This is a genomic window from Pelomonas sp. CA6 (assembly GCF_022549225.1).
In the GTDB taxonomy this organism is placed as follows: Bacteria; Pseudomonadota; Gammaproteobacteria; order Burkholderiales; family Burkholderiaceae_C; genus Roseateles.
The window spans coordinates 113,638-136,618 of record NZ_JAKZFD010000003.1 but is presented as its reverse complement, the minus strand read 5'-3'; the positions used below and the strand labels follow the sequence as shown (position 1 = coordinate 136,618).

Annotated in this window: 22 protein-coding genes and 2 tRNA genes; 10 read left to right on the top strand and 14 right to left on the bottom strand. The window is 68.2% G+C overall.

All coding sequences use genetic code 11. The features are described 5' to 3' along the window. The first annotated feature begins 11 nt into the window (after positions 1-11). Both dprA and LZ017_RS06605 read left to right on the top strand, forming a co-directional pair. Positions 12-1,133, top strand: coding sequence for a DNA-processing protein DprA (gene dprA / locus LZ017_RS06610; RefSeq protein ID WP_241395814.1), 1,122 nt, complete (start codon positions 12-14; stop codon positions 1,131-1,133). A gap of 90 nt (positions 1,134-1,223) precedes the next feature. After that, on the top strand, positions 1,224-1,676 hold the full coding sequence (locus tag LZ017_RS06605; RefSeq protein WP_241395813.1) for a DUF494 family protein: 453 nt from the start codon (positions 1,224-1,226) through the stop codon (positions 1,674-1,676). Positions 1,677-1,707: 31 nt separating this feature from the next. Here LZ017_RS06605 and LZ017_RS06600 read toward each other — a convergent pair whose 3' ends face one another. From LZ017_RS06600 to yajC, 4 genes are all read right to left on the bottom strand, one after another. Further along, positions 1,708-4,068 carry a DUF1631 family protein gene (locus tag LZ017_RS06600; RefSeq protein WP_241395812.1) on the bottom strand — a complete coding sequence of 787 codons (2,361 nt, stop codon included), beginning with the start codon at positions 4,066-4,068 and terminating at the stop codon, positions 1,708-1,710. Between the two features lie 56 nt (positions 4,069-4,124). Continuing rightward, the gene (secF, locus tag LZ017_RS06595; RefSeq protein ID WP_241395811.1) at positions 4,125-5,156 is read right to left on the bottom strand and encodes a protein translocase subunit SecF; all 1,032 of its coding nucleotides are present in this window, start codon (positions 5,154-5,156) and stop codon (positions 4,125-4,127) included. Between the two features lie 20 nt (positions 5,157-5,176). Next, complete coding sequence (secD, locus tag LZ017_RS06590) at positions 5,177-7,057, bottom strand: protein translocase subunit SecD (protein WP_241395810.1); 1,881 nt, start codon at positions 7,055-7,057, stop codon at positions 5,177-5,179. A gap of 196 nt (positions 7,058-7,253) precedes the next feature. Further along, positions 7,254-7,571: a preprotein translocase subunit YajC gene (gene yajC / locus LZ017_RS06585; protein ID WP_241395809.1), complete on the bottom strand. Its 318-nt coding sequence runs from the start codon at positions 7,569-7,571 to the stop codon at positions 7,254-7,256. Positions 7,572-7,764: 193 nt separating this feature from the next. Here yajC and LZ017_RS06580 point away from each other — a divergent pair, with 193 nt between their 5' ends. After that, positions 7,765-8,442: a GntR family transcriptional regulator gene (locus LZ017_RS06580; RefSeq protein ID WP_241395808.1), complete on the top strand. Its 678-nt coding sequence runs from the start codon at positions 7,765-7,767 to the stop codon at positions 8,440-8,442. After that, a complete protein-coding gene (locus LZ017_RS06575) occupies positions 8,439-9,386 on the top strand; it encodes a proline racemase family protein (protein WP_241395807.1) in 948 nt (315 codons plus the stop codon). The genes LZ017_RS06580 and LZ017_RS06575 overlap by 4 nt, the downstream gene beginning before the upstream one ends. Positions 9,387-9,402: 16 nt before the next feature. Here the strand turns inward: LZ017_RS06575 and LZ017_RS06570 are convergent, their stop codons facing one another. The 5 genes from LZ017_RS06570 to LZ017_RS06550 form a co-directional block, all read right to left on the bottom strand. Continuing rightward, positions 9,403-10,677, bottom strand: coding sequence for a ferric reductase-like transmembrane domain-containing protein (locus LZ017_RS06570; protein WP_241395806.1), 1,275 nt, complete (start codon positions 10,675-10,677; stop codon positions 9,403-9,405). Between the two features lie 164 nt (positions 10,678-10,841). Beyond that, positions 10,842-11,384 (bottom strand): hypothetical protein, encoded by a 543-nt coding sequence (locus LZ017_RS06565; protein WP_241395805.1) that lies wholly within the window; start codon positions 11,382-11,384, stop codon positions 10,842-10,844. A 118-nt stretch (positions 11,385-11,502) separates the two neighbouring features. After that, positions 11,503-12,231, bottom strand: coding sequence for an ABC transporter ATP-binding protein (locus LZ017_RS06560; protein WP_241395804.1), 729 nt, complete (start codon positions 12,229-12,231; stop codon positions 11,503-11,505). A gap of 9 nt (positions 12,232-12,240) precedes the next feature. Further along, positions 12,241-14,019 (bottom strand): ATP-binding cassette domain-containing protein, encoded by a 1,779-nt coding sequence (locus LZ017_RS06555; protein ID WP_241395803.1) that lies wholly within the window; start codon positions 14,017-14,019, stop codon positions 12,241-12,243. Between the two features lie 21 nt (positions 14,020-14,040). Beyond that, positions 14,041-15,078 carry a branched-chain amino acid ABC transporter permease gene (locus tag LZ017_RS06550; protein WP_241395802.1) on the bottom strand — a complete coding sequence of 346 codons (1,038 nt, stop codon included), beginning with the start codon at positions 15,076-15,078 and terminating at the stop codon, positions 14,041-14,043. Between the two features lie 323 nt (positions 15,079-15,401). Between LZ017_RS06550 and LZ017_RS06545 the strand changes: the two genes are divergently transcribed. Next, positions 15,402-16,160: an enoyl-CoA hydratase/isomerase family protein gene (locus LZ017_RS06545; RefSeq protein WP_241395801.1), complete on the top strand. Its 759-nt coding sequence runs from the start codon at positions 15,402-15,404 to the stop codon at positions 16,158-16,160. Positions 16,161-16,184: 24 nt separating this feature from the next. Here the strand turns inward: LZ017_RS06545 and LZ017_RS06540 are convergent, their stop codons facing one another. Then, the gene (locus LZ017_RS06540) at positions 16,185-16,736 is read right to left on the bottom strand and encodes a GAF domain-containing protein (protein ID WP_241395800.1); all 552 of its coding nucleotides are present in this window, start codon (positions 16,734-16,736) and stop codon (positions 16,185-16,187) included. 239 nt (positions 16,737-16,975) lie between these two features. On the opposite strand from LZ017_RS06540, the gene LZ017_RS06535 reads away from it, so the two are divergent. Further along, a complete protein-coding gene (locus tag LZ017_RS06535; protein ID WP_241395799.1) occupies positions 16,976-17,215 on the top strand; it encodes a hypothetical protein in 240 nt (79 codons plus the stop codon). 36 nt (positions 17,216-17,251) lie between these two features. Here LZ017_RS06535 and LZ017_RS06530 read toward each other — a convergent pair whose 3' ends face one another. Then, positions 17,252-17,812 (bottom strand): thymidine kinase, encoded by a 561-nt coding sequence (locus tag LZ017_RS06530; protein ID WP_241395798.1) that lies wholly within the window; start codon positions 17,810-17,812, stop codon positions 17,252-17,254. 102 nt (positions 17,813-17,914) lie between these two features. On the opposite strand from LZ017_RS06530, the gene LZ017_RS06525 reads away from it, so the two are divergent. The 4 genes from LZ017_RS06525 to selD all read left to right on the top strand — a co-directional run bounded on the left by LZ017_RS06525 (position 17,915) and on the right by selD (position 20,663). Next, positions 17,915-18,184: a hypothetical protein gene (locus LZ017_RS06525; protein ID WP_308194062.1), complete on the top strand. Its 270-nt coding sequence runs from the start codon at positions 17,915-17,917 to the stop codon at positions 18,182-18,184. Between the two features lie 116 nt (positions 18,185-18,300). Beyond that, a complete protein-coding gene (locus tag LZ017_RS06520; protein ID WP_241395797.1) occupies positions 18,301-18,966 on the top strand; it encodes a ProQ/FINO family protein in 666 nt (221 codons plus the stop codon). Positions 18,967-18,982: 16 nt separating this feature from the next. Next, positions 18,983-19,555 carry a tRNA-uridine aminocarboxypropyltransferase gene (locus LZ017_RS06515; RefSeq protein ID WP_277604569.1) on the top strand — a complete coding sequence of 191 codons (573 nt, stop codon included), beginning with the start codon at positions 18,983-18,985 and terminating at the stop codon, positions 19,553-19,555. A gap of 43 nt (positions 19,556-19,598) precedes the next feature. After that, entirely contained in the window at positions 19,599-20,663 is a 1,065-nt protein-coding gene (gene selD / locus LZ017_RS06510; RefSeq protein WP_241299518.1) for a selenide, water dikinase SelD, read from the top strand. Between the two features lie 82 nt (positions 20,664-20,745). Here selD and LZ017_RS06505 read toward each other — a convergent pair. From LZ017_RS06505 to dsbD, 3 genes are all read right to left on the bottom strand, one after another. Beyond that, positions 20,746-20,822, bottom strand: a tRNA-Met gene (locus tag LZ017_RS06505). A gap of 128 nt (positions 20,823-20,950) precedes the next feature. After that, positions 20,951-21,027, bottom strand: a tRNA-Met gene (locus LZ017_RS06500). Between the two features lie 38 nt (positions 21,028-21,065). Beyond that, positions 21,066-22,931: a protein-disulfide reductase DsbD gene (gene dsbD, locus LZ017_RS06495; RefSeq protein ID WP_241299516.1), complete on the bottom strand. Its 1,866-nt coding sequence runs from the start codon at positions 22,929-22,931 to the stop codon at positions 21,066-21,068. Positions 22,932-22,981: the final 50 nt, after the last annotated feature.

The window sequence follows — 22,981 nt, the reverse complement described above, 5'->3', positions numbered from 1 at the left end:
GTCTGGCGGCCATGGACGACAACGCCGCCGCCTGGATACGACTGACCGAACTGCCCGGCCTGGGCGGCGCGGCGCTGCGCCGCCTGCTCGCCCGCCATGGCTCGCCGCAGACGGTGCTGGACGCGGGCGCGGCCGGTGGCGCCGGGCTGCTGGATGCCACGCAATGCGCGACGCTGGCGCGCGCGCACACCCTCGGCGAAGACGCGTTGCAGCGGACCCGGCGCTGGCTGGACGACGCCAGCCCTGAGCGCCCGCGCGGCCTGCTGAGCCTGGACGACCTCCGCTATCCCGCCGCCCTGCTGCAGACGGCCGATCCGCCACTGCTGCTCTACTGGGAAGGCCGACTGGAGCTGCTGGCTCGGCGCAGCCTGGCCATCGTCGGCAGCCGCAAGCCCAGCGGCCAGGGGCGGCTCCATGCCGAGCGCTTCGCCCGCGCGCTGGGAGACGCCGGCCTGTGCATCGTCTCGGGCCTGGCGCCGGGCATCGACGGCGCGGCCCACCGCGGCGCGCTGGACACCGCGGGCGGCACCATCGCCGTGCTAGGCTGTGGAGCAGACCAGGACTACCCGCCCACGCACCGAGCGCTGCGCGCCGAGATCGGCCGACACGGCCTGCTGCTCAGTGAGTACGGGCTGGGCACGCCGCCGCTGCCGGCCCATTTCCCGCGCCGCAACCGCATCATCGCCGGCCTCAGCGAAGGCTGTCTGGTGGTGGAGGCCGCCCTGCGCTCCGGCTCCCTGATCACCGCGCGGCTGGCCAGCGAAGCCGGGCGAGAGGTCTTCGCCATCCCCGGCCCCATCCAATCCGAGCTGGCCCGCGGCTGCCATGAGCTGATACGCCAAGGCGCCTGTTTGGTGCAGGACCCGGACGAGGTGCTGGCCGAGCTGAGGCCCCTGGCCCGCGCCGACGCCGAGCACCGCTCCGCGCGCGACGACAAGGCAGCGGTCGCGCTGGGCGCGGACCAGCAGGCCTTGCTGCAGCACCTGAGCCTCGAGGCCCTGACACTGGACGAGTTACAGGCACGCAGCGGCTGGCCCACCGACCGGCTCAGTGCGCTGCTGCTGGATCTGGAGCTGGACGGATGGGTGGAGCGCCAGCCGGGCGCGCGCTTTGCCACGCTGACACGGGCCTGAAGGCGAGGCAGGGAACAGGTCCGGCATTCGCCCGCATTGCGGCCCATGCCCGGCAGGCACTCCGTTTGGGGGGTGGGTTATCATGCCCTCATGTTCGACGTGCTCGTCTACTTGTACGAAACCTACTGGCGGCCCGATGCCTGCCCAGACCATGCCCAGCTGACCCGCAAGCTGTCGGCCGTGGGTTTCGAGAGCGACGAGATCCAGGAGGCCCTCTCCTGGCTGGACGGACTGGCCTCGTCGGCGCAGTCCTATCACGGCTCGCAGGGCGAGAAGAGCCTGCGCATTTATTCGCGCAACGAACTGGACCATCTGGGCGAGGCCTCGGTGGGCTTCATCAGCTTCCTCGAATCGGCCGGCGTGCTGCCGCCCGCGATGCGCGAGATGGTGGTGGACCGGGCCATGGCCATCTCCGGCGGCCCGATGGACCTGGAAGACCTGAAGATCATCGTGCTGATGGTGTTCTGGAGCCTGGGCGAGGAGCCCGACGCGCTCATTCTGGACGAGCTGTTCGTCGCACCCGAGGAGCGGCTGATCCACTGAGCTTGAAGCGGGCACCGCGCCCGCCCTGGTCTCAATTCAACAGACGGCTGGGATCGACTTCCAGCTTGGCCAGCGCATTGCGCGTGGCCTTCACCGTCAGCGCCTCTTCCTGCGCCGGCAGCAGCAGCCCCGCCTGCAGGAAGGCCGCCAGACGGCTGAGCTGGAACAGCACCCCGCGCCCCTGCGGCGACACGAACAACGTCAGCTGGTGGCGCATGCCGCGCCAGGCCAGCTGCATGGGCTCGGCACGGCCCCGGTAGTCCAACATGTACCAGCCGCCCACCTGCAGCTCGCGCGCCCAGGCCAGCATGGCCGGCGTCGGCGGCGTGCCACCCTCGGCCACCACCTCAAGATCCTCACATTCGTGGCTGGAGAGGTCGCGCACCAGGGCCTCGCTGAGCTCGCCGCTCTCGGTGCTGGGCAGCATGGCCTCCAGGGTTTCGAGCTGGCCCATCAGTTCGTCCAGGCGCTCGCGCGGGATCACCGCGGCCTTGGCGGTGAAGGCGGCGGCCAGCGCGTTGTTGAGCGCACGGATGTGTTCGTCCTGGCGCTCGACGCTGAGCCCGGCCTGCCCCATGCCGTCACGCAGGGTCTTGAGCAGCGGCGGGAGCCGGCGTATGACCTCGGCGCGGTCCTCGCGCGAGACCTTGGCGCTGGCCGACCAGATGAGGTCCGCGGCGGCTCGGCGCATGGTCTTGGTTGACTCGGACTGCACGCCACTGCGCACCGCCGTGACCGCCAGCACATCGGCCCAAACCTGGAACAGGAAGTCGCGCACGCCGTCCTGCACCGGCACCTCGGCCAGCATCTTGCGCAGCTCGATGGTGTACTGGATGGCGAGGGTCTCGCGCTGCTCGATCTGCTGCGCCAGCGACACGCCCTTGCGCGAGGCCTGGTTCTCCTGCTGGAAGTAGTGGTCCAGAAACTTCTCGAATTCGGTCAGCACGGTCTGGAACACGCGCCGGCCGGTGTCCGGGTAGGCCTCCACGACTTGGACCACGCGCTTGATCTCGCGCTCCAGCGCGTCCCCCATCTCGCTGGCGCCCGAGCTGAAGCCCATCACGCAGGCGCCCATGCGGTCGATCAGACGCCGCGCCGGATGGTCAGCGCTGGCGAAGAAATCGGGCTCGGTGATCGCGACGCGCAGCACCGGCATCTGCAGCCGCGCGAACCAGACACGCACCGACGGGGGGATGCGCTCCTCGGTCAGGATGCTCTGGAACAGCAGCGCGACGATCTCGATCGTGGCGCGTTCCGCCGGACTGTCGGCGGCCTGCTTGAGGACCTGCTTGAGCGCCTGGTTGCGGACGCGGATCTCGTCCAGCGCCTGCGGCGCGGTGTGGGCCGGGCGCTGGCTGATCTGTTCGGACTGGCGCTGCAGCGCCTCTTGCACATGACCGATCGCCGCCTGCAGGCGTGGCGACGCGGTGGTGTGGCCGCCATGCCCGCTGAGCGGATGGCCCTGGCCAGTGCCCGATCCCGTGCCGCCACCGCCATGGCCACCGCGTCCGGCGTCGCTGGCGCGGCGCGCCGGCACCATCTCCGGCACCTGGCGAGACAGCACCCGCTGGAGCTGCGCCATCACCTGGTCGGCCGCGCGGCTGGCGCCCGAGCCGGCGGGCAGGGCGGCGCTGGCAGCGCCCATCGCACCATGCAGCGCGGCGGACACCGTGGCGCCAATGGGGACCCCGCTCAGCGTGCCGGCGGCGGTGCCCGCGGGGGCCGGCGCGGCCGCCGAGGTGGCCCGGCGAATGAAGGGCCGCAGATCCACCTCGGGCATCACGCCCTTGGCGATCAGCCAGCGGTTGGTCTCGTGATAGGCCTCGCCCAGCAGCAGCGCCAGCTCATGGTTGAGCTGCGCCTGGAGCATCTTCCATTCGGCATCGCCGAGGCCGGCGCCGCGCCAGGCCTCCAGCACATGGCGGGCCAGCACCTGGGCGCGCAGCAGATCCTGAGGGGCCACATCCTGCGTGTCCTCCAGGCGCTGCATGCGGCTGCGCAGGTCGCTGAACTCCCAGCTGGCCTTGTCCATCATCGCCAGCACCAGCCGGGAGGCGGTGATCTCGCGCTCGATGGTGTCGTCGTCGACCAGGCTCAGGCCTTCGGCGCCGCGGTCGGGCAGAGGGCGTGCGGGCTCCAGCGCGCCGCCCGGCAGCAAGGCTTGGCGCAACGAGCGCTCCAGCTGCTCCTGCCAGAGGGTGCCGCAGCGCAGCCAGGCGCTCATCGCATCGCGCCGCGCCACCTGCAGCGCGTACTCGGCCGGCGCATCCGCCAGCGCGCGCACCGCCAGCCCGAGGTTGTGCACCATCACGGGCAGGCCCCGGGACAGGGCTTCGACATAGACGCGCCTGGCCTGCGAGGCCAGGACGAGGGAGCGGGCGTCGGCAGGCATGGTCAGGGCGTCCGGCGTCGGCGATCAGCGCTGCGGCAGAGCAAGTGATGGACCGATTAAACCACCGCGCCGGCGTTGGGATCGTCGGGGTCCTCGCGCTTGACGGACTGCTTGACCAGGTCTTCGCGCTTGACGCCCAGCCACATCGCGATCGCCGCGGCCACGAAGACCGAGGAGTAGATGCCGAACAGGATGCCGATGGTCAGCGCCACCGCGAAGTAATGCAGGGTCTGGCCGCCGAACAGCAGCATGGACAGCACCATCATCTGCGTCGAACCGTGGGTGATGATGGTGCGGCTCATCGTCGAGGTGATCGCATGGTCGATCACCTGCGGCGTGTCCAGCTTGCGGTACTTGCGGAAGGCCTCGCGCACGCGATCAAAGATCACCACCGACTCGTTCACCGAATAGCCCAGCACCGCCAGCACCGCCGCCAGCACCGCCAGCGAGAACTCCCACTGGAAGAAGGCGAAGAAGCCCAGGATGATGACCACGTCATGCAGGTTGGCGATGATGCCGGCCACCGCGAACTTCCACTCGAAGCGGAAAGCCAGGTAGATCATGATGCCGATCACGGTGAACCCCAGGGCCCAGGCCGCGTCGCGCGCCAGCTCGGCGCCCACCGAGGGGCCGACGAACTCGCTGCGCGAGAGCTTGACCGGCTCGGCCTCGCCGGCGAGGCAGACCTGCTTGCTGATGGCCTCGCCCTTGTCGCTGACCATCTGACGCTGCGAAACCTGGCCGTTCTCGGCCTTGCACAGCGCGGCGAACACGCCATCCACCACCTCGGCCTGCTTGACCTCGCCACGCAGCGGCAGCCGCACCATCACGTCGCGCGAGGTGCCGAAGTTCTGCACCAGCACCTCGCCAAAGCCCATCTTCTCGACGGTGTGGCGGGTCTTCTCGATGTCGGCGGTCTGCGCGTACTCGACCTCGATCACCGTGCCGCCGGTGAACTCGATCGAGAAATGCAGCCCTCGCGTGACGAGGAAGAACACGGCCACAGCGAAGGTGAGGAAGGACACCACGTTGAAGACCAACGCGTACTTCATGAACGGGTAGTCCCGTTTGATTCGGAAGAATTCCATGATGTGTTTCTGCTCTGGTCTTACTGGGCTTCAGGCGCCTGACCGGCCTCGGGGGCGGGCTTCCAGACGGTGCCGATGGACAGGCTCTTGAGGCGCTTGCGGCGGCCGTACCAGAGGTTGGCCAGCGCGCGCGAGAACATCACCGACGACAGCATGGAGGTCAGGATGCCCAGGCAGTGCACGACGGCGAACGCCTTCACCGGGCCCGAACCGAAGGCCAGCAACGCCACGCCGGCGGTCAGCGTGGTGACGTTGGAGTCCAGGATGGTGGCAAAGGCACGCTCGTAGCCGGCGTGGATGGCCTGCTGCGGCGACAGCCCGGCGCGCAGTTCCTCGCGGATGCGCTCGTTGATCAGCACGTTGGCGTCGATCGCCATGCCCAGCACCAGCGCAATCGCCGCGATGCCCGGCAGCGTCAGCGTGGCTTGCAGCATGGACAGCACCGCGATCAGCAGCAGCAGGTTGAAGCCCAGGGCGAGCGCGGAGAACAGGCCGAAGAGCATGTAGTACAGGCACATGAACACGGCCACCGCGATGAAGCCCCACTTCACCGACGCGATGCCCTTGTCGATGTTCTCGGCGCCCAGGCTGGGGCCGATGGTGCGCTCCTCGATGATCTCCATCGGCGCCGCCAGCGAGCCGGCGCGCAGCAGCAGTGCGGTGTCACTGGCCTCCTGCGTGCTCATCGCGCCGGAGATCTGGAAGCGGTTGCCCAGCTCGCCGCGGATGCTGGGCGCGGTGACCACCTCGCCCTTGCCCTTTTCGAACAGGATGATGGCCATGCGCTTGCCGATGTTCTCGCGCGAGACATCCTTCATGATCCGCGCGCCCTTGGCGTCGACGGTCAGGTGCACGGCCGGGTTGTGGTTGTCGTCGAAGCCGGGCTGGGCGTCGTTCAGGCTGTCGCCGGTCAGCACGACCTGGCGCTTGACGATGATGGGGGCGCCGTTCTTCTCGCTGTAACGCTCGGAGCCGAAGGGCACCGGCCCCTGGCCGGTCAGCGCGGCCTGCGCCTCGGTGCTCTCGTCCACCATGCGCAGTTCCAGCGTCGCGGTGCGGCCGATGATGTCCTTGGCCTTGGCCGTGTCCTGCACGCCAGGCAGCTGCACGACCACGCGGTCCAGGCCCTGCTGCTGGATCACCGGCTCGGCCACGCCCAGCTCGTTGACGCGGTTGTGCAGCGTGGTGATGTTCTGCTTCAGCGCCGCTTCCTGCACCGCGACCAGCGATTGCGGCTTCAGCGCGCCGATCAGGCGCAGCTCCGCGCCGTCGCCGACCGGCGTCCACACGACATCGGGCAGTTGGTCGCGCAGCACGGCCTGGGCTTTCTGGCGCGTGTCCGCCTCGCGGAAGGCGACGACCACGTTGTTGCCATCACGGCTGATGCCGGCATGGCGCAGGTTCTTGTCGCGCAGCATGGTGCGCACATCGCCGACCAGCGCATCCGCCTTCTTGGTCAGCGCCGCCTTCATGTCCACCTGCATCAGGAAATGCACGCCGCCGCGCAGGTCCAGACCCAGATACATCGGGAAGGCATGCAGCGAGGCCAGCCATTGCGGCGAACGCGACACCAGGTTCAGCGCGACGATATAGGTCGGCTCGCTCGGATCGGGGTTCAGCGTCTTGCTGATCAGGTCCTTGGCGCGGATCTGGGTGTCGGTATCCTGAAAACGTGCGCGGACCGAATTGGTCTCGAGCTGGACGAAGTCCGCCTGGATGCCGCCGTCGCTGAGCGTCTTCTGCACGCGCTCGCGCAGCGCCGCGTCGATCTTGACGGTGACCTTGGCGCTGGACACCTGCACCGCAGGCGCCTCGCCGAACAGGTTGGGCAGGGTATAGATGAATCCGACCAGCAGCGCGACCAGCAGCAGCGCGTACTTCCACAGCGGATAACGGTTCATGAAGGCATCCTCGGGAAACCTCGGGACGGTGCCGGCCCAGACGACGATCGCGCCGATGGCGGCGACCTCCCGTCGGAGCCCCCGGCAGCGGCCTCGTCGACCACCCCGGGAAGCCGGTCACCTGAAAAATCACCCGGCCATGTTCGCCACGACCGGGTGCAGGCGACTCCGGCGCCATGCGCCGGAGTCGGGTTCTTTACTTGATGCTGCCCTTGGGCAGCACCTGGACCACGGCGGAACGCTGCACCTGGATCTCCACGCCATTGGCGATCTCCAGGCTCAGGTAGCTCTCGCCCATCTTGCTGACCTTGCCCAGCAGGCCGCCGGCGGTCACGACCTCATCGCCCTTGCCCAGGGCTTCGATCATGGCCTTGTGCTCCTTCTGGCGCTTCATCTGGGGCCGGATCATCACGAAGTACAGCACCACGAACATCAGCACCAGCGGCAGCATGCCGAGCAGCCCGGAATCGGCCGCAGGCGCGGCGGCCTGTGCGTAAGCGTTGGAAATAAACATGGAGTCCTCTGCAATTTGCCGCATCCGGTGCCTCCGGACCGCGGACGAACGAACTTTTGATTGTAAGGCCCGGCCCCAGGCCCGCCGCTTGTGCCATGCGACGCTCCCCGAGGACCAAGCCCGCCGTATATGGGGTTGACGGGCGGAATTTCAATCCATAGAGTGGGCAAATATTCGATAAATATATTTATCCATGCCTGCAGCCTTGCCCGAGCCCGTTGGCCGGGACGCCTTGTCCCACGGCCGACGCCTGGCGGACCAGGCCCATGACGCGATCGAGACCCAGATCGCCACGCTGAAGCTGCGCCCCGGCGCGCCCATCGTCGAAGCGGAGGTGATCGAGTCGGTGGGCCTGGGGCGCACGCCGACGCGCGAGGCGCTGATGCGCCTCGTCGCCGCCGGGCTGATCGTGCAGCTGCCGCGGCGCGGCATGCTGGTCAGCGAGATCCGGCTTGACGAGCAGCTGGATCTGCTGGAGGCGCGGCGCGCGCTGGAATGCGTGATCGCCGGCGCTGCGGCCCGGCGCGCCACGCCGCCACAGCGCGAGGCGATGCTGGCCTGCGCCCAGCGCATGGCCGACGCCGCACAGGCCGACGACCTGGATGCCTACATGGCCGCCGACCAGGCGCTGGACCGCCAGATCCATGCCGCCAGCCGCAACCGCTTCGCCACGGCCGCCATCCTGCCCATGGTCATCCAGTGCCGCCGCTTCTGGTATGCGCACCAGCATCACGGCGACATGGGGCGCGGCGCCGCGTTGCACCAGGCCCTGGCCGCCGCCATCGTCGCCGGCGATCCAGTCGTGGCCCAGCAGCGAGCCCATGAGCTGCTGGACGAACTGCGCCGCTTCGTGCTGAAGGTCATCGAATGAACACCCCTGCCCGCATCATCGACTCCCACACCGGGGGCGAACCCACCCGCATCCTCATCAGCGGCGGCCCCGACCTGGGCGCAGGCTCCATGGCCGAGCGCCTGGAGCGGCTGAAGCGCGACCACGACGCCTGGCGCCGCGCGCTGGTCAACGAGCCGCGCGGCTCGGACGTCGTCGTCGGCGCGCTGCTGTGCGAGCCGGCCGAGCCGGACAGCAGCGCTGGCGTGATCTTCTTCAACAACGTCGGCTATCTGGGCATGTGCGGCCACGGCAGCATCGGCCTGGTCGCAACCCTGGCCCACCTGGGGCGCATCGCGCCGGGCTGGCATCGCATCGAGACGCCGGTGGGCCGCATCAGCGCCGAGCTGCACGCCGACGGCCGCGTCAGCATCACCAACGTGCCGGCCTACCGGCTGGCGCGGCGGGTGCCCGTGCGGTTGGGCGAGCGCACGCTGCACGGCGACATCGCCTGGGGCGGCAACTGGTTCTTCCTCTGCGAGGACCATGGGTTGACGCTGGACAAGGCCCATGCGGAACATCTCACCGAGACCGCCTGGGCCCTGCGCCAGGCGCTGCGGGCCCAGGGCCTGTGCGGCGCCGACGGCGCCGAGATTGACCACATCGAGCTGCTGGGCCCGCCGCAATCGGCGGACAACCAGGGCCGCAACTTCGTACTCTGCCCCGGCAAGGCCTATGACCGCAGTCCCTGCGGCACCGGCACCAGCGCCAAGCTCGCCTGCCTGGCCGCCGATGGCAAGCTGGCACCCGGCCAGCCGTGGCGGCAGGAAAGCAGCATAGGCAGCGTGTTCGAGGCCAGCTACCGCCCAGCCAATGCCGACGCGCCGGAAGGCGCCGTCGTCGTCACGCTCACTGGCCGTGCCCATGTGAATCTGGACGCCACGCTGGTGCTGGACCCGACCGATCCCTTCGCCTGGGGCTTCTGAGCGCCCTGCCCCGGACTCAGCGGAATTCGAAGGCTTCCTGGTGGAAGTCCTGCGGGTCCAGGCCCGCATGCACCAGCTCGGCCTTCAGGCTTTCGCCAAAGCGCGCCGGACCGCAGAACCAGATGCCGGCATGGCGCCAGTCGGGCTGCTCGCGCATCAGCTGGACAGCGTCCAGCCGCTGACCCCAGGCGCTGCGCACCACATGCAGTTCGACGCCGGCGGCATGGGCCAGCGAGAGAAAGTCCTCCAGCCAGTTGGGCTCCAGCGTCGCCGTGCAGTAGTAGAGGCTGACGGGCTGGCGCGTGCCGCCCTGCTGAGCCAACGCACGCATGCGCGCGAGGAACGGCGTCATGCCGATACCGGCGCCGATCCAGATCTGGCGCGGCCGGCGGTCGTCGAACACGAAAAGGCCGTAGGGGCCTTCGACCCAGGCCGCGTCGCCGGCCGCGATGCGACGCGCCAGCCCGCGGGTGAAATCGCCCAGCGCCTTGATGCCAAAGCGCAGCTCCCCGCCGCCATCGGGCCGCGGCGCCCAGGCCGAGGCAATGGTGAAGGGATGGGCGCCTTCGCGGGCGTCCAGGCATAACAGCGCGAATTGCCCGCTGCGATGCCCAGGCCATCCCGCCGGCACATCCAGGCTCAGCTCCAGCACGCCGTCACCGCGGTCGCGCAATCCATTGACGGTCGCGGCCACGCGACGGCGGCGACCGATCAGCCCGGCCAATGACAGCAAGGCCGCCGCGGCACCGGCCAGCATCAGCAGCGCCAGCAGCACGCCCATGGGCGCCCGCCACCAGGCGGCGGGCATGAACACCAGCGCGTGGTAGACCCAGGCCAGATAGACCAGCGGCATCAGCCGGTGCAGACGCGCAAAGAGCCGGTAGGGCACGCGCCGCCACAGCGCCAGCAGCACCAACCCCAGCGCGATGAACAAGGCCCACTCGGCCCATTCCTTCGCGCTGTGGTGCCAGGCGTCGAAGAGGTCCAGCGCTTGGCTGGGGAAGCCTTCGGGCTTGACGATGAGCCCGGCGCGACGCGCCGACTTCACCGCCAGCCTGAGCCCGTAATGCAGCCAAGCCAGGCCGGTTCCCCACAGCGCCAGGCGGCGGTGGATGCGATAGGCGCGGTCCAGCCCGCCCAGCGGCCGCGAGAGCACGGGCCAGCGCAAGGCCAGCAGCATTGCGGCGGAAAAACAGGCGATCGCCAGCGCGCCACTCAGCCACAGCCCTTGCAGATAGATCGGCCAGGGCAGCAGGCTGGTCACCGCAGCCGGCATCAGGGGCAGGCTCACGGCCCAGGCCAGAAGCAGGACGAGGAGAAAGAGGGATACCGGCGGGATCATGGGGCGCTCCAGGGCCTCCCGCGTCGCGACTCGCGGCGATGCGCAAGACCTGACCCCATCCTACGGCAGCCCTCTCCCCGCCGATACTGAGCCAGAGCAGCTCAGGCGGACATTCAGGGCCCCTCGAGACGGATCAGGTGAAAGCGCGTACCGCTGCCGTGCGGCTCGATCCCGACGATGCGCACGTTGCCAGGCCGGCCGGCCTTGTAGAGCCTGCCGCCGGACGCGGGGCGGTCTTGCTCGCAGCTGAGCTGGCCTTTCTGCTTGGTGCGCGGCGCCTTGGGATCGCCGCAGTCCAGCACCGGCCCGTAGGCGTCCAGCGCCTCGCGATAGAAGCGCGCGACGCGCTCGGGCGAATCCGCGGACTCGTACTTGGCAATCACCAGCTTGAAACCAAGCTGCCCGCCCCACAGCCCGAAGTTCACGGCCGGTTGGTCGTCTTTGTGTTCGCGGTAGGCCTGCGCGCCTGGATAGAGGGGCAAGCCGAGGTCCGCGCTGCTCGCCTGCGGACTGACCACCACCCCGGCGCCGAGGCCGGGGGTGGAGGCCGCGGGCTGGGCCGGTGGTGCGGCGCAGGCACTCAGCGCCAGTACGCAGGCACCGATCGGCAGACCGCGAGACAGCACGCGAGAGAGGCGAGACAGAGTGGTGGACATGGGGCCTGCGTGGGAATGACGACGGTCCCAATGTAGGCCGGACGCCGCGAGGCGCCCTGCACGAAGCGACGGACCGCGCGATCGACGGCACAGGCCGTGATGCGCGCGGATGCGCCGCTCAGCCCTTCTTGGCTGCGCCCAGATAAGTCTCGACCACGCGCGGATCGCGCGCCAGGTCGGAGGCCTTGCCTTCCAGTGCGATCTCGCCCGTCTCCAGCACATAGCCGTAGTCGGCCACCTCCAGCGCGGCGCGCGCGTTCTGCTCGATCAGCAAGATGGACACGCCCGCCTCGCGCAGCCGCTCGACGATGCGGAACACCTCCTTGACGATCAGCGGTGCCAGACCCAGGCTGGGCTCGTCCAGCATCAGCAGCTTGGGGCGCGCCATCAGCGCACGGCCCACGGCCAGCATCTGCCGCTCGCCGCCGGACAGCGTGCCGGAGAGCTGGGCGCGCCGCTCGCGCAGGCGCGGGAAGAGTTCGTAGACGCGCTCCAGGCCGTCGCGCCAGTCGCTTTGCCCCAGGCGCATGGGCCGGAAGCCGCCCAGGACCAGGTTGTCTTCCACGCTCATGGTCGTGAACAGCTCGCGCTTCTCGGGCACCAGGGCCAGGCCCTTCATCACGCGCTCTTCCAGCCCCAGCGAGGACAGCTCCTCGCCGTCGAAGAAGATCTGCCCCTTGCTGGGCAGCACGCCCATCAGCGCGTTCAGCGTGGTGCTCTTGCCCGCGCCGTTGGGCCCGATCACGGTGACCACCTCACCCTGGCGCAGACGTAGGTTCAGCCCGGTCAGCACTTCGGCACGGCCATAGCCGGCCTGCAGATTCTTGACGTTCAGCAATTCGCTCATCACACCACCTCAGTGCTCGGTTCCCAGATAGGCGGCGCGCACCTCGGGGCTGGCCTGCACCTCGGCCGGCGTGCCCTCGATCAGCTTGGTGCCGAACTCCATCACGACGATGCGGTCGGTCAGGCCCATCACGAAGTCCATGTCGTGTTCCACCAGCAAGATGCTCATGCCCTCGGCCTTGAGCTGGCGCAGCACCGCGGCCAGCGCCTGCTTCTCCTTGTGGCGCAGACCGGCGGCCGGCTCGTCCAGCAGCAGCAGCGCGGGGTCCGAGCACAGCGCGCGGGCGATCTCCATCAGGCGCTGAGGGCCGAGCGCCAGGTTGCCGGCGAGCTCGTTCATCTGGGCCTCCATGCCGATGCGCTTGAGCTGCGCCTCGGCCTCGGCGAAGAGGCGCCGCTCCTCCTCGCGGTCCAGGCGCAGCATGGCGCGCGCCGTGCCATTGGACGAGCGCAGATAGCCGCCCAGCGCGACGTTCTCCAGCACCGTCATGTCCGCGATCATCTTGACGTGCTGGAAGGTGCGCGACATGCCGCGCCGCGCGATCTCACGCGAGGGCAGACGGGCGATGCTCTGCCCCAGGAAGCGCACCTGGCCGCTGGTCGCCGACAGCACGCCGGAAATCAGGTTGAAGGTGGTGGACTTGCCCGCACCGTTGGGACCGATCAGGCCGATGATCTCGCCCGCCTTGATGGTGAAGCTGACGTCGTTGACCGCCACCAGGCCGCCGAACTGCTTGCGCAGCTTGTCCACCTGCAGCAGCAGCTCACCCGGCTGCGGCTTGGGCCGCGACGCCAGCGCCGCCGCCCCCTCCCAGTCGCGCACCCGGGCGCGCGCCGGGAACCAGCGCGCAAGCAACCCCTGCACCGAAGGCCAGAGGCCCTTGGGCGCGTACTTGAGCATCAGCACCAGCACGATGCCCAGCACGATGATCTCGAAATTGCCATTGCTGCCCAGCAGTTGCGGCAGCAGCTCCTTGAGCTGGTCCTCGATGATCTTGAAGACGCCCGCGCCGACAAAAGCGCCCCAGACCGAGGACACGCCGCCGACCACCGCCATGAAGAGGTACTCGATGCCCATCTTCAGGGCAAAGGGGCTGGGGTTGACGGTCCGCTGCACATGGGCGAACAGCCAGCCCGAGACCGACGCCAGCAGCGCCGCGATCACGAAGACGATGACTTTGTAGCGGAAGGTCGAGACGCCCATGGCCTCGGCCATCACCGTTGCGCCACCCAGGGCCCGGATCGCCCGCCCCGGCCGCGAGTCGAGCAGGTTGCGCACCGCCAGCGCGCCAAGGATGGCGCAGATCCAGATCAGGTAATACATCGCCCGCCCGTCCGCGAGGCTGAAGCCGAACAGCTCCAGCGCCGGCACGCCCAGCAGGCCGTCGTACTTGCCCAGGAAGTCCATGTTGGCGATGCAGTAGTTCAGGCTCAGCGCCCAGGCGATGGTGGCCAGCGGCAGGTAGTGACCGGACATGCGCAGCGTGATCCAGGCCAGCACCAGCGCCACCACCAGAGTGACCGCCAGCCCCGCCACCAGACCCAACCAGGGCGACAGGCCATAGCGGGTGGACAGCAGCGCGCTCGCATAGGCGCCGACACCGACGAACGCGGCCTGGCCGAAGGAGGTCAGGCCGCCGACCCCGGTCAGCAGCACCAGGCCCAGGGCCACCAGCGCGAACATCCCGATGTAGTTGGCCTGAGTGATCCAGAACTCCGGCACCGGCAGCACCGGCAGCAATGCCAGCAGCATCAGGCCCAGCGCGGGGAACAGCTTGTTGGATTTCATGGTTCTAGCGTCCTGCCGCGTTCAATGCTCTTCGTGATGAGGATCGCGCCAGCTGCGCCACAAGAGCACCGGCAGGATGGTGGTGAACACGATCACCTCCTTGAAGGCGCTCGCCCAGAAAGAGCTGAAGGATTCGATCAGCCCCACGGCCAGCGCGCCGATGGCCGCACCGGGATAGCTGGACAGCCCCGCGAACACCGCCGCGACGAAGCCCTTGAGGCCGATCAGGAAGCCGCTGTCATAGAAGATCGTCGTCGTCGGGCTGATCAGCAGCCCCGACAATGCGCCGATGAAGGCCGCCAGCGTGAAGGACAGCCGACCTGCCGACACGCTGGAAATGCCCATCAGCCGCGCGCCCAGCCGGTTCACCGCGGTGGCGCGCAGCGCCTTGCCGTAAAGGCTCTTCTCAAAGAACAGCCACAGCGCCAGGATCAGCGCGATCGAGGCACCCACGATGATCAGGGTCTGACCGGACAGCATCAGCGGCCCGGCCGTGAAGCTCGCGTCCCAGAAGCTCGGGTTGCGCGACCCCTCGGCACCAAAGAAGACCAGGCCCAGGCCGGTCAGCGCGAAATGCACGCCCACCGACACGATGAGCAGCACCAGCACCGACGCGTCGGCCAGCGACTGGTAGGCCAACCGGTACAACAACGCGCCCATGGGCGTGACGATGGCCAGCGTCAGCAGCGCCTGCAGCACCAGCGGCAGTTGCAATGTGGCCGCCCACAGCGCAAACAGGCCGATCAGCAGTCCCGGGGCGGCATCGCGCAGGATGCGCGGCAGGGCCTGGGCCAGCGGCTTCTTCTCGCGCCAGGCCTCGACCAGATCCAGCAGCGCCGCCAGCAGCGCCATCGCGATCAGAAAATGAATGGTCAGCGGCGTCTTGCCCAGCTGCAGCCCGGCCAGCGTCAGCGCGCCGAAGGCCACATACTCGCCCTGCGGGATGAACACCACCCGCGTGACCGCAAAAACCAGCACAAGGGCCAGCGCCAACAACGCGTAGATCGCGCCGTTCGTAACCCCATCCAGCATCAGGATGCTTGCGATTGTCCCGTCCACCTTGTCTCCTCGGGTACAGCTACGGCTGTTGCCGCTTTGTCAAATCACTCTAGCGAAAAACCCTTGCGGCATGCTTGGTGCGATGCCGCATTGACAAAGCTCAAATAATCAGCCGACCGGTCGGTCGAAATATCACAACCCCCGCAAAGCCAGCACTGGTGCGGCCTGGCGCACAGACTGACAGGCCGCTGACACGCCCCCAGGAGGACTCCGCCCGGCTTCCGCGCCGTCGGCAGCGCATTTGCCCGACTGCAGCCGGGGGACATGCGGCGCCAGCCGCACGCAGCACGGGCGCAGGCCGAACCTGGGCTTAGACTGCGCCGATGTCTTCCGCGCCCCCTTTGCTCGAATTCCACGGCCATCTGGCCCGCATCACGCTGCGCCGCCCGCAGGTGGCCAACCGGCTGGAAATCGCCGATCTGCAATGCCTGCAGGACCAACTCAAGGAGGTCAACGCCAGGCGCGACGCGCGCGTGCTGCTGCTGCAGGCCGAAGGCCGGCATTTCTGTAGCGGCTTCAACATCGGCGCGGTGCCGGGCGTGGATGCGGGAGCGCTGTTCGAGGCGCTGACCGATGCCTGGGAACAGGCCCGACCGGTCACGGTGGCGGCCATCCAGGGCGGCGTGTTCGGCGGGGCCACGGACCTGGCGTTGGCCTGCGACTTCAGGCTCGGCGTGGCTTCCTGCGAGATGTTTGTGCCGGCCGCGCGACTGGGGCTGCACTTCTACCGCGGTGGCATGGAGCGCTACGTCAACCGGCTGGGTCTGGGCATGGCCAAGCGGGTCCTGCTGGGCGGAGAGACGCTGGACGCCGTCGCGATGCGCGACTGCGGCTTCCTGGACCGACTGCTACCCGACGCCGAAGCCTTGCGCGCAGCGGTCTCGCACTTCTGCGACCAGTTATGCGCCCAGGCGCCGCTGGCGATGAGTGGCATGAAGAAACACCTGAACGCCATTGCCAATGGCCGGCTGGATGTCGACGCGCTGGCGAAAGATCTCGCCGCCGCCAATGCTTCGCAGGATCTTCAGGAAGGCGTTCAAGCCTGGATGGAGAAGCGCGCACCGCGCTTCCAAGGCTGCTGAGCCGTTGCGCGAGGGCGGAAGGATTCAGACGGAGATCGTGTCCGCCAGCTCCAGCTCAGGGTAGAGATCCAGGCCAGCGCGGACGGCGACCCGGCGCAGCGCCAGTTCCTCGGCAGGGCTCCACTGGCGGATGCCCTCCCTCTGCGCCACGGACACCACGCCGACGATGCGACCATTGACCTGCACCGCAACGTCCAACATGGCCCGCCAGCGACAGTCCGACCGCGTGGCGTCCTCTGCAAAGTGGCCAAGCCGCGCGTCCGTCCACCTGTCGCTGCAGGCGAAGACCCCGGCCTCCAGCAGGGATGCGAAGTAACCTGGCCAACGGGACTGGTCGCAGGCCTCAAGCTGCACGGATGACTCTCGCCCCGGTTCATGGCCGCCCACGCCCTGGAGTCGATAGTGACCGGGCAGCCCCACCAGCCGCCAAAGGCTCGCGTGATCGCATGCCAGCGTTTCGCAGAGCAACCGCCCCAATGCCTGCGCATAGCGCAACTCTCGCCCCGGCGCCGCCACCTCCAGCGGCATGGCCGCACGCAACTCCGCGTACAACCCCTCCATTCGGCCGATCGACATGCCGCTCCCTGGTTTGACTTGCCCTCCCTAGGGCGAACCCTCGATTCTAGGTGTTTACCCTAGATTTACCAAGCCATCGCCGAGACCAAAGGCCAGACGCCTGCGCTCATTAGCGTAGGCCCGATGCGGGAATACGCCCGGTTATAGGAAAATACGGGTTTCGTCGGCGCAGCCCACAGGCGAGGGACTCGGGCGCGCGCCATAGGACGCTTCACACTTTTATCACTATCAGGATCAGCGTGGCCAAGGAAACGACCAAGACGACTATCGAAGCCGATGGTCTCCGATACCGTTCAAAAGCCCCCGGTTCGCCGTTCGCGGCGACCTCTTCATTCGGCGCAGCGACCATGTCCTGCTTTCTTTGCGGCAAGCATCGCCCACGGGCCATGCTGAAGTCGCGCAAGCTGCTGGGCAAGTCACAGCCGGTCTGCGCGCCGTCCTGCAAGGAGCTGGAAGAGCAGCTCGCCGTCAAGAAGTGAACCCTAGCCGGCCCGTCCTGGGCCGGCTTCTTTCCGTCAGGCAGCGCGAAAACAGCGCCCGCAGACGGCCCGGTAGCGCGCATTGCCGCCAATTTCCACCTGTGCGCCTTCGGTGACACGCCGCATGCTGCCGTCCACGCGCATGTTCATCGTGGCCTTGCGACCACAGTCGCAAATGGTCTTCATCTCGTCCATCTCGTCCGCCAACCCCAGCAAGGCCGCCGAACCCGGAAATAGCTGACCGCGGAAATCCGTGCGCAGGCCGTAGCAGATCGCCGGCAGATTGCGCATGTGCGCCAGCTCATGCAGCGCCCAGACTTGGTCGGCGCTCAAGAACTGCGCCTCGTCCACCAGCAAGCAGGCGATGTCCGGCTGCACCGGAATCAGGCTCAGGAAGTCCGTCGTCGCATCGAACAGCTCGGCCACCCGCTGCGGGCCCAGCCGGGACGTCACATAGCCGCGGCCGTAGCGGTCGTCCATACCGGCAGTGAAGATGCGCACTCGGTGACCGCGCTCCTCGTAGTTGTGCGCCACCTGCAGCAGCGCGGTCGACTTGCCCGCGTTCATCGCGGCGTAGCGGAAGAAAAGCTTGGCCATGCCGAATCATCGCCGATGCCGCACTGTCCATCGCACAAGTGACGCTGTGGCCTGAGCCACCCCGGGCAAGCGCTGTAGCGCCCGTCACAACAGAAGCCTAGGATGAAGGAAGACAGGATCGCCGATATTCACCAGCATCGGGCCCGGCCGGGCCTTGATAAGGAGATCATGAGCAAAGACACCTGCACCGCCGTGCGTGAAGACGGACTCCGATATGCCTCCAAGGTCGGAGGCTCCCCCTTTCAGGGCAGCGGCCAAACCCGTTCCTGCTTCAAATGCGGACGACACCGCCCCACCAGCAGCCTGCAAGCCTTGCGCGTCCTGGGCCGCAGCGAACTGGTCTGCAAACCCTCCTGCGCCCCCAAGACCTGAAGATTTGAGGCCTGGCAACTCCCTTGCCAGGCTAGCCAGACGGCATTTGCCAGCGCTTGGACGCTGTGGGCACAATGCCGCTCTTTGCTTCTTCACGTCGCTTGCCGACCGTTTTCATGTCGTCCACCGAACCGCAGGCCAGCCTTCCGGCCGCCGAGACCCCGATCGAGCCCGGCCAGGAACCCACGGCCCGCCCCGCCGAGAAGGCCGATCCCCAGCAATGCGCGGCCGAACTCAAGCGCCTGTTCCCGGCCTTGTTTGCCGGCCCGGCCAAGCCCATCAAGCTCCGCATCCAGGCCGACATCCAGGAGCGCGCACCGGGCCAGTTCAGCAAGCAGCAGCTGTCCGCCTTTCTGCGCCGCTATACCGGCGGCACCGGCTATCTGATCGCCCTCACCAAAGCCCAGCATCGCTTCGACCTGGACGGCCAGCCCGCAGGTGAGCTCAGCGAGGAGCACCGTGAGGCGGCTCGGCAGGAATTGGCGCGTCGTCGCCTGGTCACCGAGGGCCGGCGCGCCCAGGAGGAATCCGAGCGGCGCAATCGCGCCCAGCTGCTGCGTGACTTTGAGCGCACGACGCTGACGCCGGCCAATTTCTGCGCGCTCAAGGGCATCGCCCCCGAGCAACTGGAGCCGCTGCTGGCCCAGGCCCGTCAGGAGGCCCAGGACATGCCCGCGCGTCCGGATCGCCCGCCTCGGCACGAGCCTGGCCGCCCCCAGGGCCGTCCGCAAGGTCCGCGGCGGGAGCACAAGGCGTCGGCTCCCCCCCGTCGCGGTCGCTGATCCGCGCGCGTCCGGCATGCGTGCGTGCTGCGACGGCTGCCGGCGGCCCCTGCGGGCCTGCTGGTGCGGCTGCGTGAAGCACGTTGACAACCGCACGCCAGTGCTCATCCTGCAGCACCCGAGCGAGCGTGATCACCCCAAGGGCACGGCGGCGCTGCTGCGGCGCTGCCTGGCGCGCTGCAGCCTGCTGACGGGGGAGCGGCATGCGCCTCCACCACCCGGCGGTCGCCTGGCCCTGCTGTATCCGCACACACCGAGTGCAGCTCGACTGGAACCGGGGGCGCCGGTGGATGCGCTGATCGTGCTTGATGGCACCTGGCGCCATAGCCGCAAGCTGATGCACCTCAACCCCTGGCTGGGTGCGCTACCCCGCTTATCGCTGGATCTGAAGGGGCACACCGCGCGTTACCGGATCCGCCGCGCTCATGCCGCGCACCAGCTCAGCACGCTGGAGGCCGGCATGCTGGCGCTGGAGCAGCTGGAGTCTGATCCCGAGCGTTACGCACCCCTACACCAGGTCCTGGAAGACTTCATGCGCACGCACCAGAAGGCGGGCTGGCCGGAGCCCGCTATGCTCCCATCCGATTGATTGAATGGCCGGCCCCCCGCTGGTCTTCGAGGAGATGCCACCCATGACCGCCCCCATCGCAACTGAACCGCGCCTGAGTTCCCTGTCCCATGGCGGCGGCTGCGGCTGCAAGATCGCACCTGGACTGTTATCCCAGATCCTCCAGGGCTGCAGCGCCCTGCCTGTGCCGCCCCAGCTGCTGGTGGGCATCGAGACCTCCGACGATGCCGCCGTCTACCAGCTCAATGACGAGCAGGCGCTGGTCGCGACCACCGACTTCTTCATGCCCATCGTCGACGATCCCTACGACTTCGGCCGCATCGCCGCGACGAACGCGATCAGCGACGTCTATGCCATGGGCGGCACGCCCATCATGGCGCTGGCGCTGGTCGGCATGCCCATCAATGTGCTGAGTCCACAAACCATCGCGCGCGTGCTCGAAGGCGGCGCGTCCGTGTGCCGCAGCGCCGGCATCCCCATCGCCGGCGGACACACCATCGACTCGGTGGAACCCATTTATGGGCTGGTGGCGTTGGGACTGGTCCATCCCAAGCGGGTGCGCCGCAATGCCGACGCACGGGCCGGCGACAAGCTGGTGCTGGGCAAGCCCCTGGGCGTGGGCGTGATGTCGGCGGCGCTGAAGAAGGGCCGGCTGAACGAGGCCGGCTATCGCCAAATGATAGACAGCACCACCCGGCTGAACACCCCGGGCCCGGCACTCGCGGCGCTGGATGGCGTGCATGCGATCACCGACGTGACCGGCTTCGGCCTGGCAGGCCACGCGCTCGAAGTCGCCCGAGGCTCTGGCTTGCAGGCTCGCGTGGATTGGGCGGCGGTACCCTTGCTGGCGGGGGTGCGCGAACTCGCCGAACAAGGACTGGTGACGGGAGCCTCGGGGCGCAACTGGAGCGCCTACGGGCAGGACATCAGCCTGCCCGCGGGCATCGACGCCCAGGCCCAGGCACTGCTCAGTGACCCGCAGACCAGCGGCGGCCTGCTGGTCAGCTGCGCGCCGGACACCGTGGAGCAGGTGCTCGCCATCTTCAGAAGCCAGGGGTTTGCCGAGGCCGCCGTCATCGGCGAGATGAGGCTCGAGCCCGCGGACGAAAAGCGACTGGTGCTGAGCTGAGCGCGTCAGCCTGCCTGACTGACGTTCGGGCTTGCAAAGCAAAAAGGCCCTCGACGAGGGCCTTTTGCATGCTGCATGCATGTGGTTGCGGGGGCAGGATTTGAACCTACGACCTTTGGGTTATGAGCCCAACGAGCTACCAGACTGCTCCACCCCGCGACTGATCTTCGCGCCCGCCACACAGAGAGCCGGATGCCCTCGATGCGGGGGAAATAAAAAGCCGCCCGATTTCGGCGGCGCGCCAGGTCGTTCTCGCCACAATTGCTTCGAACCACCCAACGATGTTCTGGTTGCGGGGACAGGATTTGAACCTGCGACCTTTGGGTTATGAGCCCAACGAGCTACCAGACTGCTCCACCCCGCGACTGAAGCTGTGAGTGTAGCACGAAATGGATATGTCGATCAAATTCCTGCCGCATCGAGCGACTGGAGGAAACGTGCCGCGTCCTGGTAACCGATCACGCGCACACCGGTCTGCTCCTCGCCCTGGGCATTGAAGAAGATGGTGCCAGGCGGCCCGAAGAGCTTGAAGCGCTTCAGCAGCTCGCGATCAGCGGCGCTGTTGGCGGTCACGTCCGCCTTCAGCAGCAGCGCACCGGCCAGCCGCGCCTGGACGCGCGCGTCGCTGAAGGTGTAGCGCTCCATCTCCTTGCAGGAGACGCACCAGTCCGCGTAGAAATCCAGCATCACGGGCTTGCCCGCACTGCGCAGCAGGCCATCCAGTTCCTCGACACTGGCTACCTTGCGGAACTGCACCCCGCCAACGGCGCCAGGCAGCGCTTCGGCGGCGGCATTGCGACCGGCGACCAAGCCGCCGAGGGGCTTCAGCGGGTCCGTGCCACCTGCGGCGGCCCCGATGAACTGGGCCAGGCCGAATACCACAGCCGCCAGCGCCGCGCTCTTGCGCAGCCAGGTCCGCGGCGCATGCGGCTCGGCGCCATGAAACAGACCCAGCAAGGCCGCCAGCCCGACCAGCAAAGCGCCCCACAGGGCCTGCGCCACCACAGGCGCCAGCACCGGTTGCACGGTCCACAACGCAACCGCAAGCAGCAGCAGACCGAAGAAGTACTTGACACTCTCCATCCACGGGCCGGCCTTGGGCAGCAGCGTGCCCGCCGACAGACCCAGCACCAGCAGCGGCACGCTCATGCCAGCGGCCAGCGCGAACAAGGCCGCACCACCCAGCCACACATCGCGCGTCTGGCTCAAATAGAGCAGCGCCCCCGCAAGCGGCGCGGCCACACAGGGGCTTACGATCAGCGCTGACAGTCCCCCCATCGCGAACACACTGAACACCCGCCCCGCCGGCAGCTTCTGAGTCGCCTGGTTCACGCCACCGGTGAAGCGATGTGGCAGCTGAAGCTCGTACACACCGAACATGGACAGTGAGAAGCCCACCAGCAACAGCGCGAACAGCGCCAGCACCCAGGGCTTCTGCAGATAGGCGGCGAGCCCCTCGCCCGCCAGGCCGGCGGCCACGCCGAGCAGCGTGTAGACCAGCGCCATGCCCAACGAATAACTGCAAGCCAGCAGGAAACCGCGCAGGCGCGAGCCTTGCGCCCCCTGGCCCACGATGATGGACGACAGGATGGGCAACATCGGCAGCACACAGGGCGTGAAGGACAACAGCAGCCCCGCCGCGAAGAAGGCTCCCAGGACCAGCCACAGGCGCCCGGAGCGCAACACGCCATCCAGGGCACCGTCGCCGCCGCTGCTTGCCGCTGGCGCGGGTGCTTCAGCCGACGGGGTCGCCGCGCCCGACGAGACCGCCTGGCTTCCTTCCGAGCGCCCGAAGCCGCTCATCGCATCGGTGGCCGCCGCGATCTTCAGGGGTTCCACACCGCCGTAGGCCTTCAGCGGCACGCTCAGTTCGCTGGTCATGGGCGGGTAGCACAGGCCCTTGTCGGCACAGCCTTGCCCCGTGATGCGCAGCTTCACATTCCCCTGCGGCGCCTCGTCGATGCTCAGCACCAGGCTTAGGCGTTCGCGGTAAGTCTCGACCTCCTTCTGAAAGGTCTCGTCGAACTTGCGCTTGGCTTCGGGCCAGGCGGGGCCGGTGATCCGCCCCTGGGCCAGTTCGAATTTGAACTGGTCCTTGTACATGTAGTAGCCCGGTGCGATCTCGAAATCCAGGCGCAGGCTCTTGTCGTCCTGCACGGTGGCAGCCAGCTTGAAGGCCTGCTCGGGATCCAGGAAATCGTCGGCGAGCGCCGGGCGGCCGATCAGGGCAAGCAGCCCCAGCAGCATGAGCGCGGCAAAGGCGCGCATCCCTCTAGTCATCAGTGCGGTCATTGTCGGGGTAGCAAGTGCCGCCGGTC

Bases quoted from the DNA above. Each gene is read 5' to 3' on its own strand.
- dprA (WP_241395814.1), top strand. From the start codon at position 12: ATGGACGACAACGCCGCCGCCTGGATACGACTGACCGAACTGCCCGGC.
- LZ017_RS06605 (WP_241395813.1), top strand. From the start codon at position 1,224: ATGTTCGACGTGCTCGTCTACTTGTACGAAACCTACTGGCGGCCCGAT.
- LZ017_RS06600 (WP_241395812.1), bottom strand. From the start codon at position 4,068: ATGCCTGCCGACGCCCGCTCCCTCGTCCTGGCCTCGCAGGCCAGGCGC.
- secF (WP_241395811.1), bottom strand. From the start codon at position 5,156: ATGGAATTCTTCCGAATCAAACGGGACTACCCGTTCATGAAGTACGCG.
- secD (WP_241395810.1), bottom strand. From the start codon at position 7,057: ATGAACCGTTATCCGCTGTGGAAGTACGCGCTGCTGCTGGTCGCGCTG.
- yajC (WP_241395809.1), bottom strand. From the start codon at position 7,571: ATGTTTATTTCCAACGCTTACGCACAGGCCGCCGCGCCTGCGGCCGAT.
- LZ017_RS06580 (WP_241395808.1), top strand. From the start codon at position 7,765: ATGCCTGCAGCCTTGCCCGAGCCCGTTGGCCGGGACGCCTTGTCCCAC.
- LZ017_RS06575 (WP_241395807.1), top strand. From the start codon at position 8,439: ATGAACACCCCTGCCCGCATCATCGACTCCCACACCGGGGGCGAACCC.
- LZ017_RS06565 (WP_241395805.1), bottom strand. From the start codon at position 11,384: ATGTCCACCACTCTGTCTCGCCTCTCTCGCGTGCTGTCTCGCGGTCTG.
- LZ017_RS06560 (WP_241395804.1), bottom strand. From the start codon at position 12,231: ATGAGCGAATTGCTGAACGTCAAGAATCTGCAGGCCGGCTATGGCCGT.
- LZ017_RS06555 (WP_241395803.1), bottom strand. From the start codon at position 14,019: ATGAAATCCAACAAGCTGTTCCCCGCGCTGGGCCTGATGCTGCTGGCA.
- LZ017_RS06545 (WP_241395801.1), top strand. From the start codon at position 15,402: ATGTCTTCCGCGCCCCCTTTGCTCGAATTCCACGGCCATCTGGCCCGC.
- LZ017_RS06540 (WP_241395800.1), bottom strand. From the start codon at position 16,736: ATGTCGATCGGCCGAATGGAGGGGTTGTACGCGGAGTTGCGTGCGGCC.
- LZ017_RS06530 (WP_241395798.1), bottom strand. From the start codon at position 17,812: ATGGCCAAGCTTTTCTTCCGCTACGCCGCGATGAACGCGGGCAAGTCG.
- LZ017_RS06525 (WP_308194062.1), top strand. From the start codon at position 17,915: ATGAAGGAAGACAGGATCGCCGATATTCACCAGCATCGGGCCCGGCCG.
- LZ017_RS06520 (WP_241395797.1), top strand. From the start codon at position 18,301: ATGTCGTCCACCGAACCGCAGGCCAGCCTTCCGGCCGCCGAGACCCCG.
- LZ017_RS06515 (WP_277604569.1), top strand. From the start codon at position 18,983: ATGCGTGCGTGCTGCGACGGCTGCCGGCGGCCCCTGCGGGCCTGCTGG.
- selD (WP_241299518.1), top strand. From the start codon at position 19,599: ATGACCGCCCCCATCGCAACTGAACCGCGCCTGAGTTCCCTGTCCCAT.
- dsbD (WP_241299516.1), bottom strand. From the start codon at position 22,931: ATGCGCGCCTTTGCCGCGCTCATGCTGCTGGGGCTGCTTGCCCTGATC.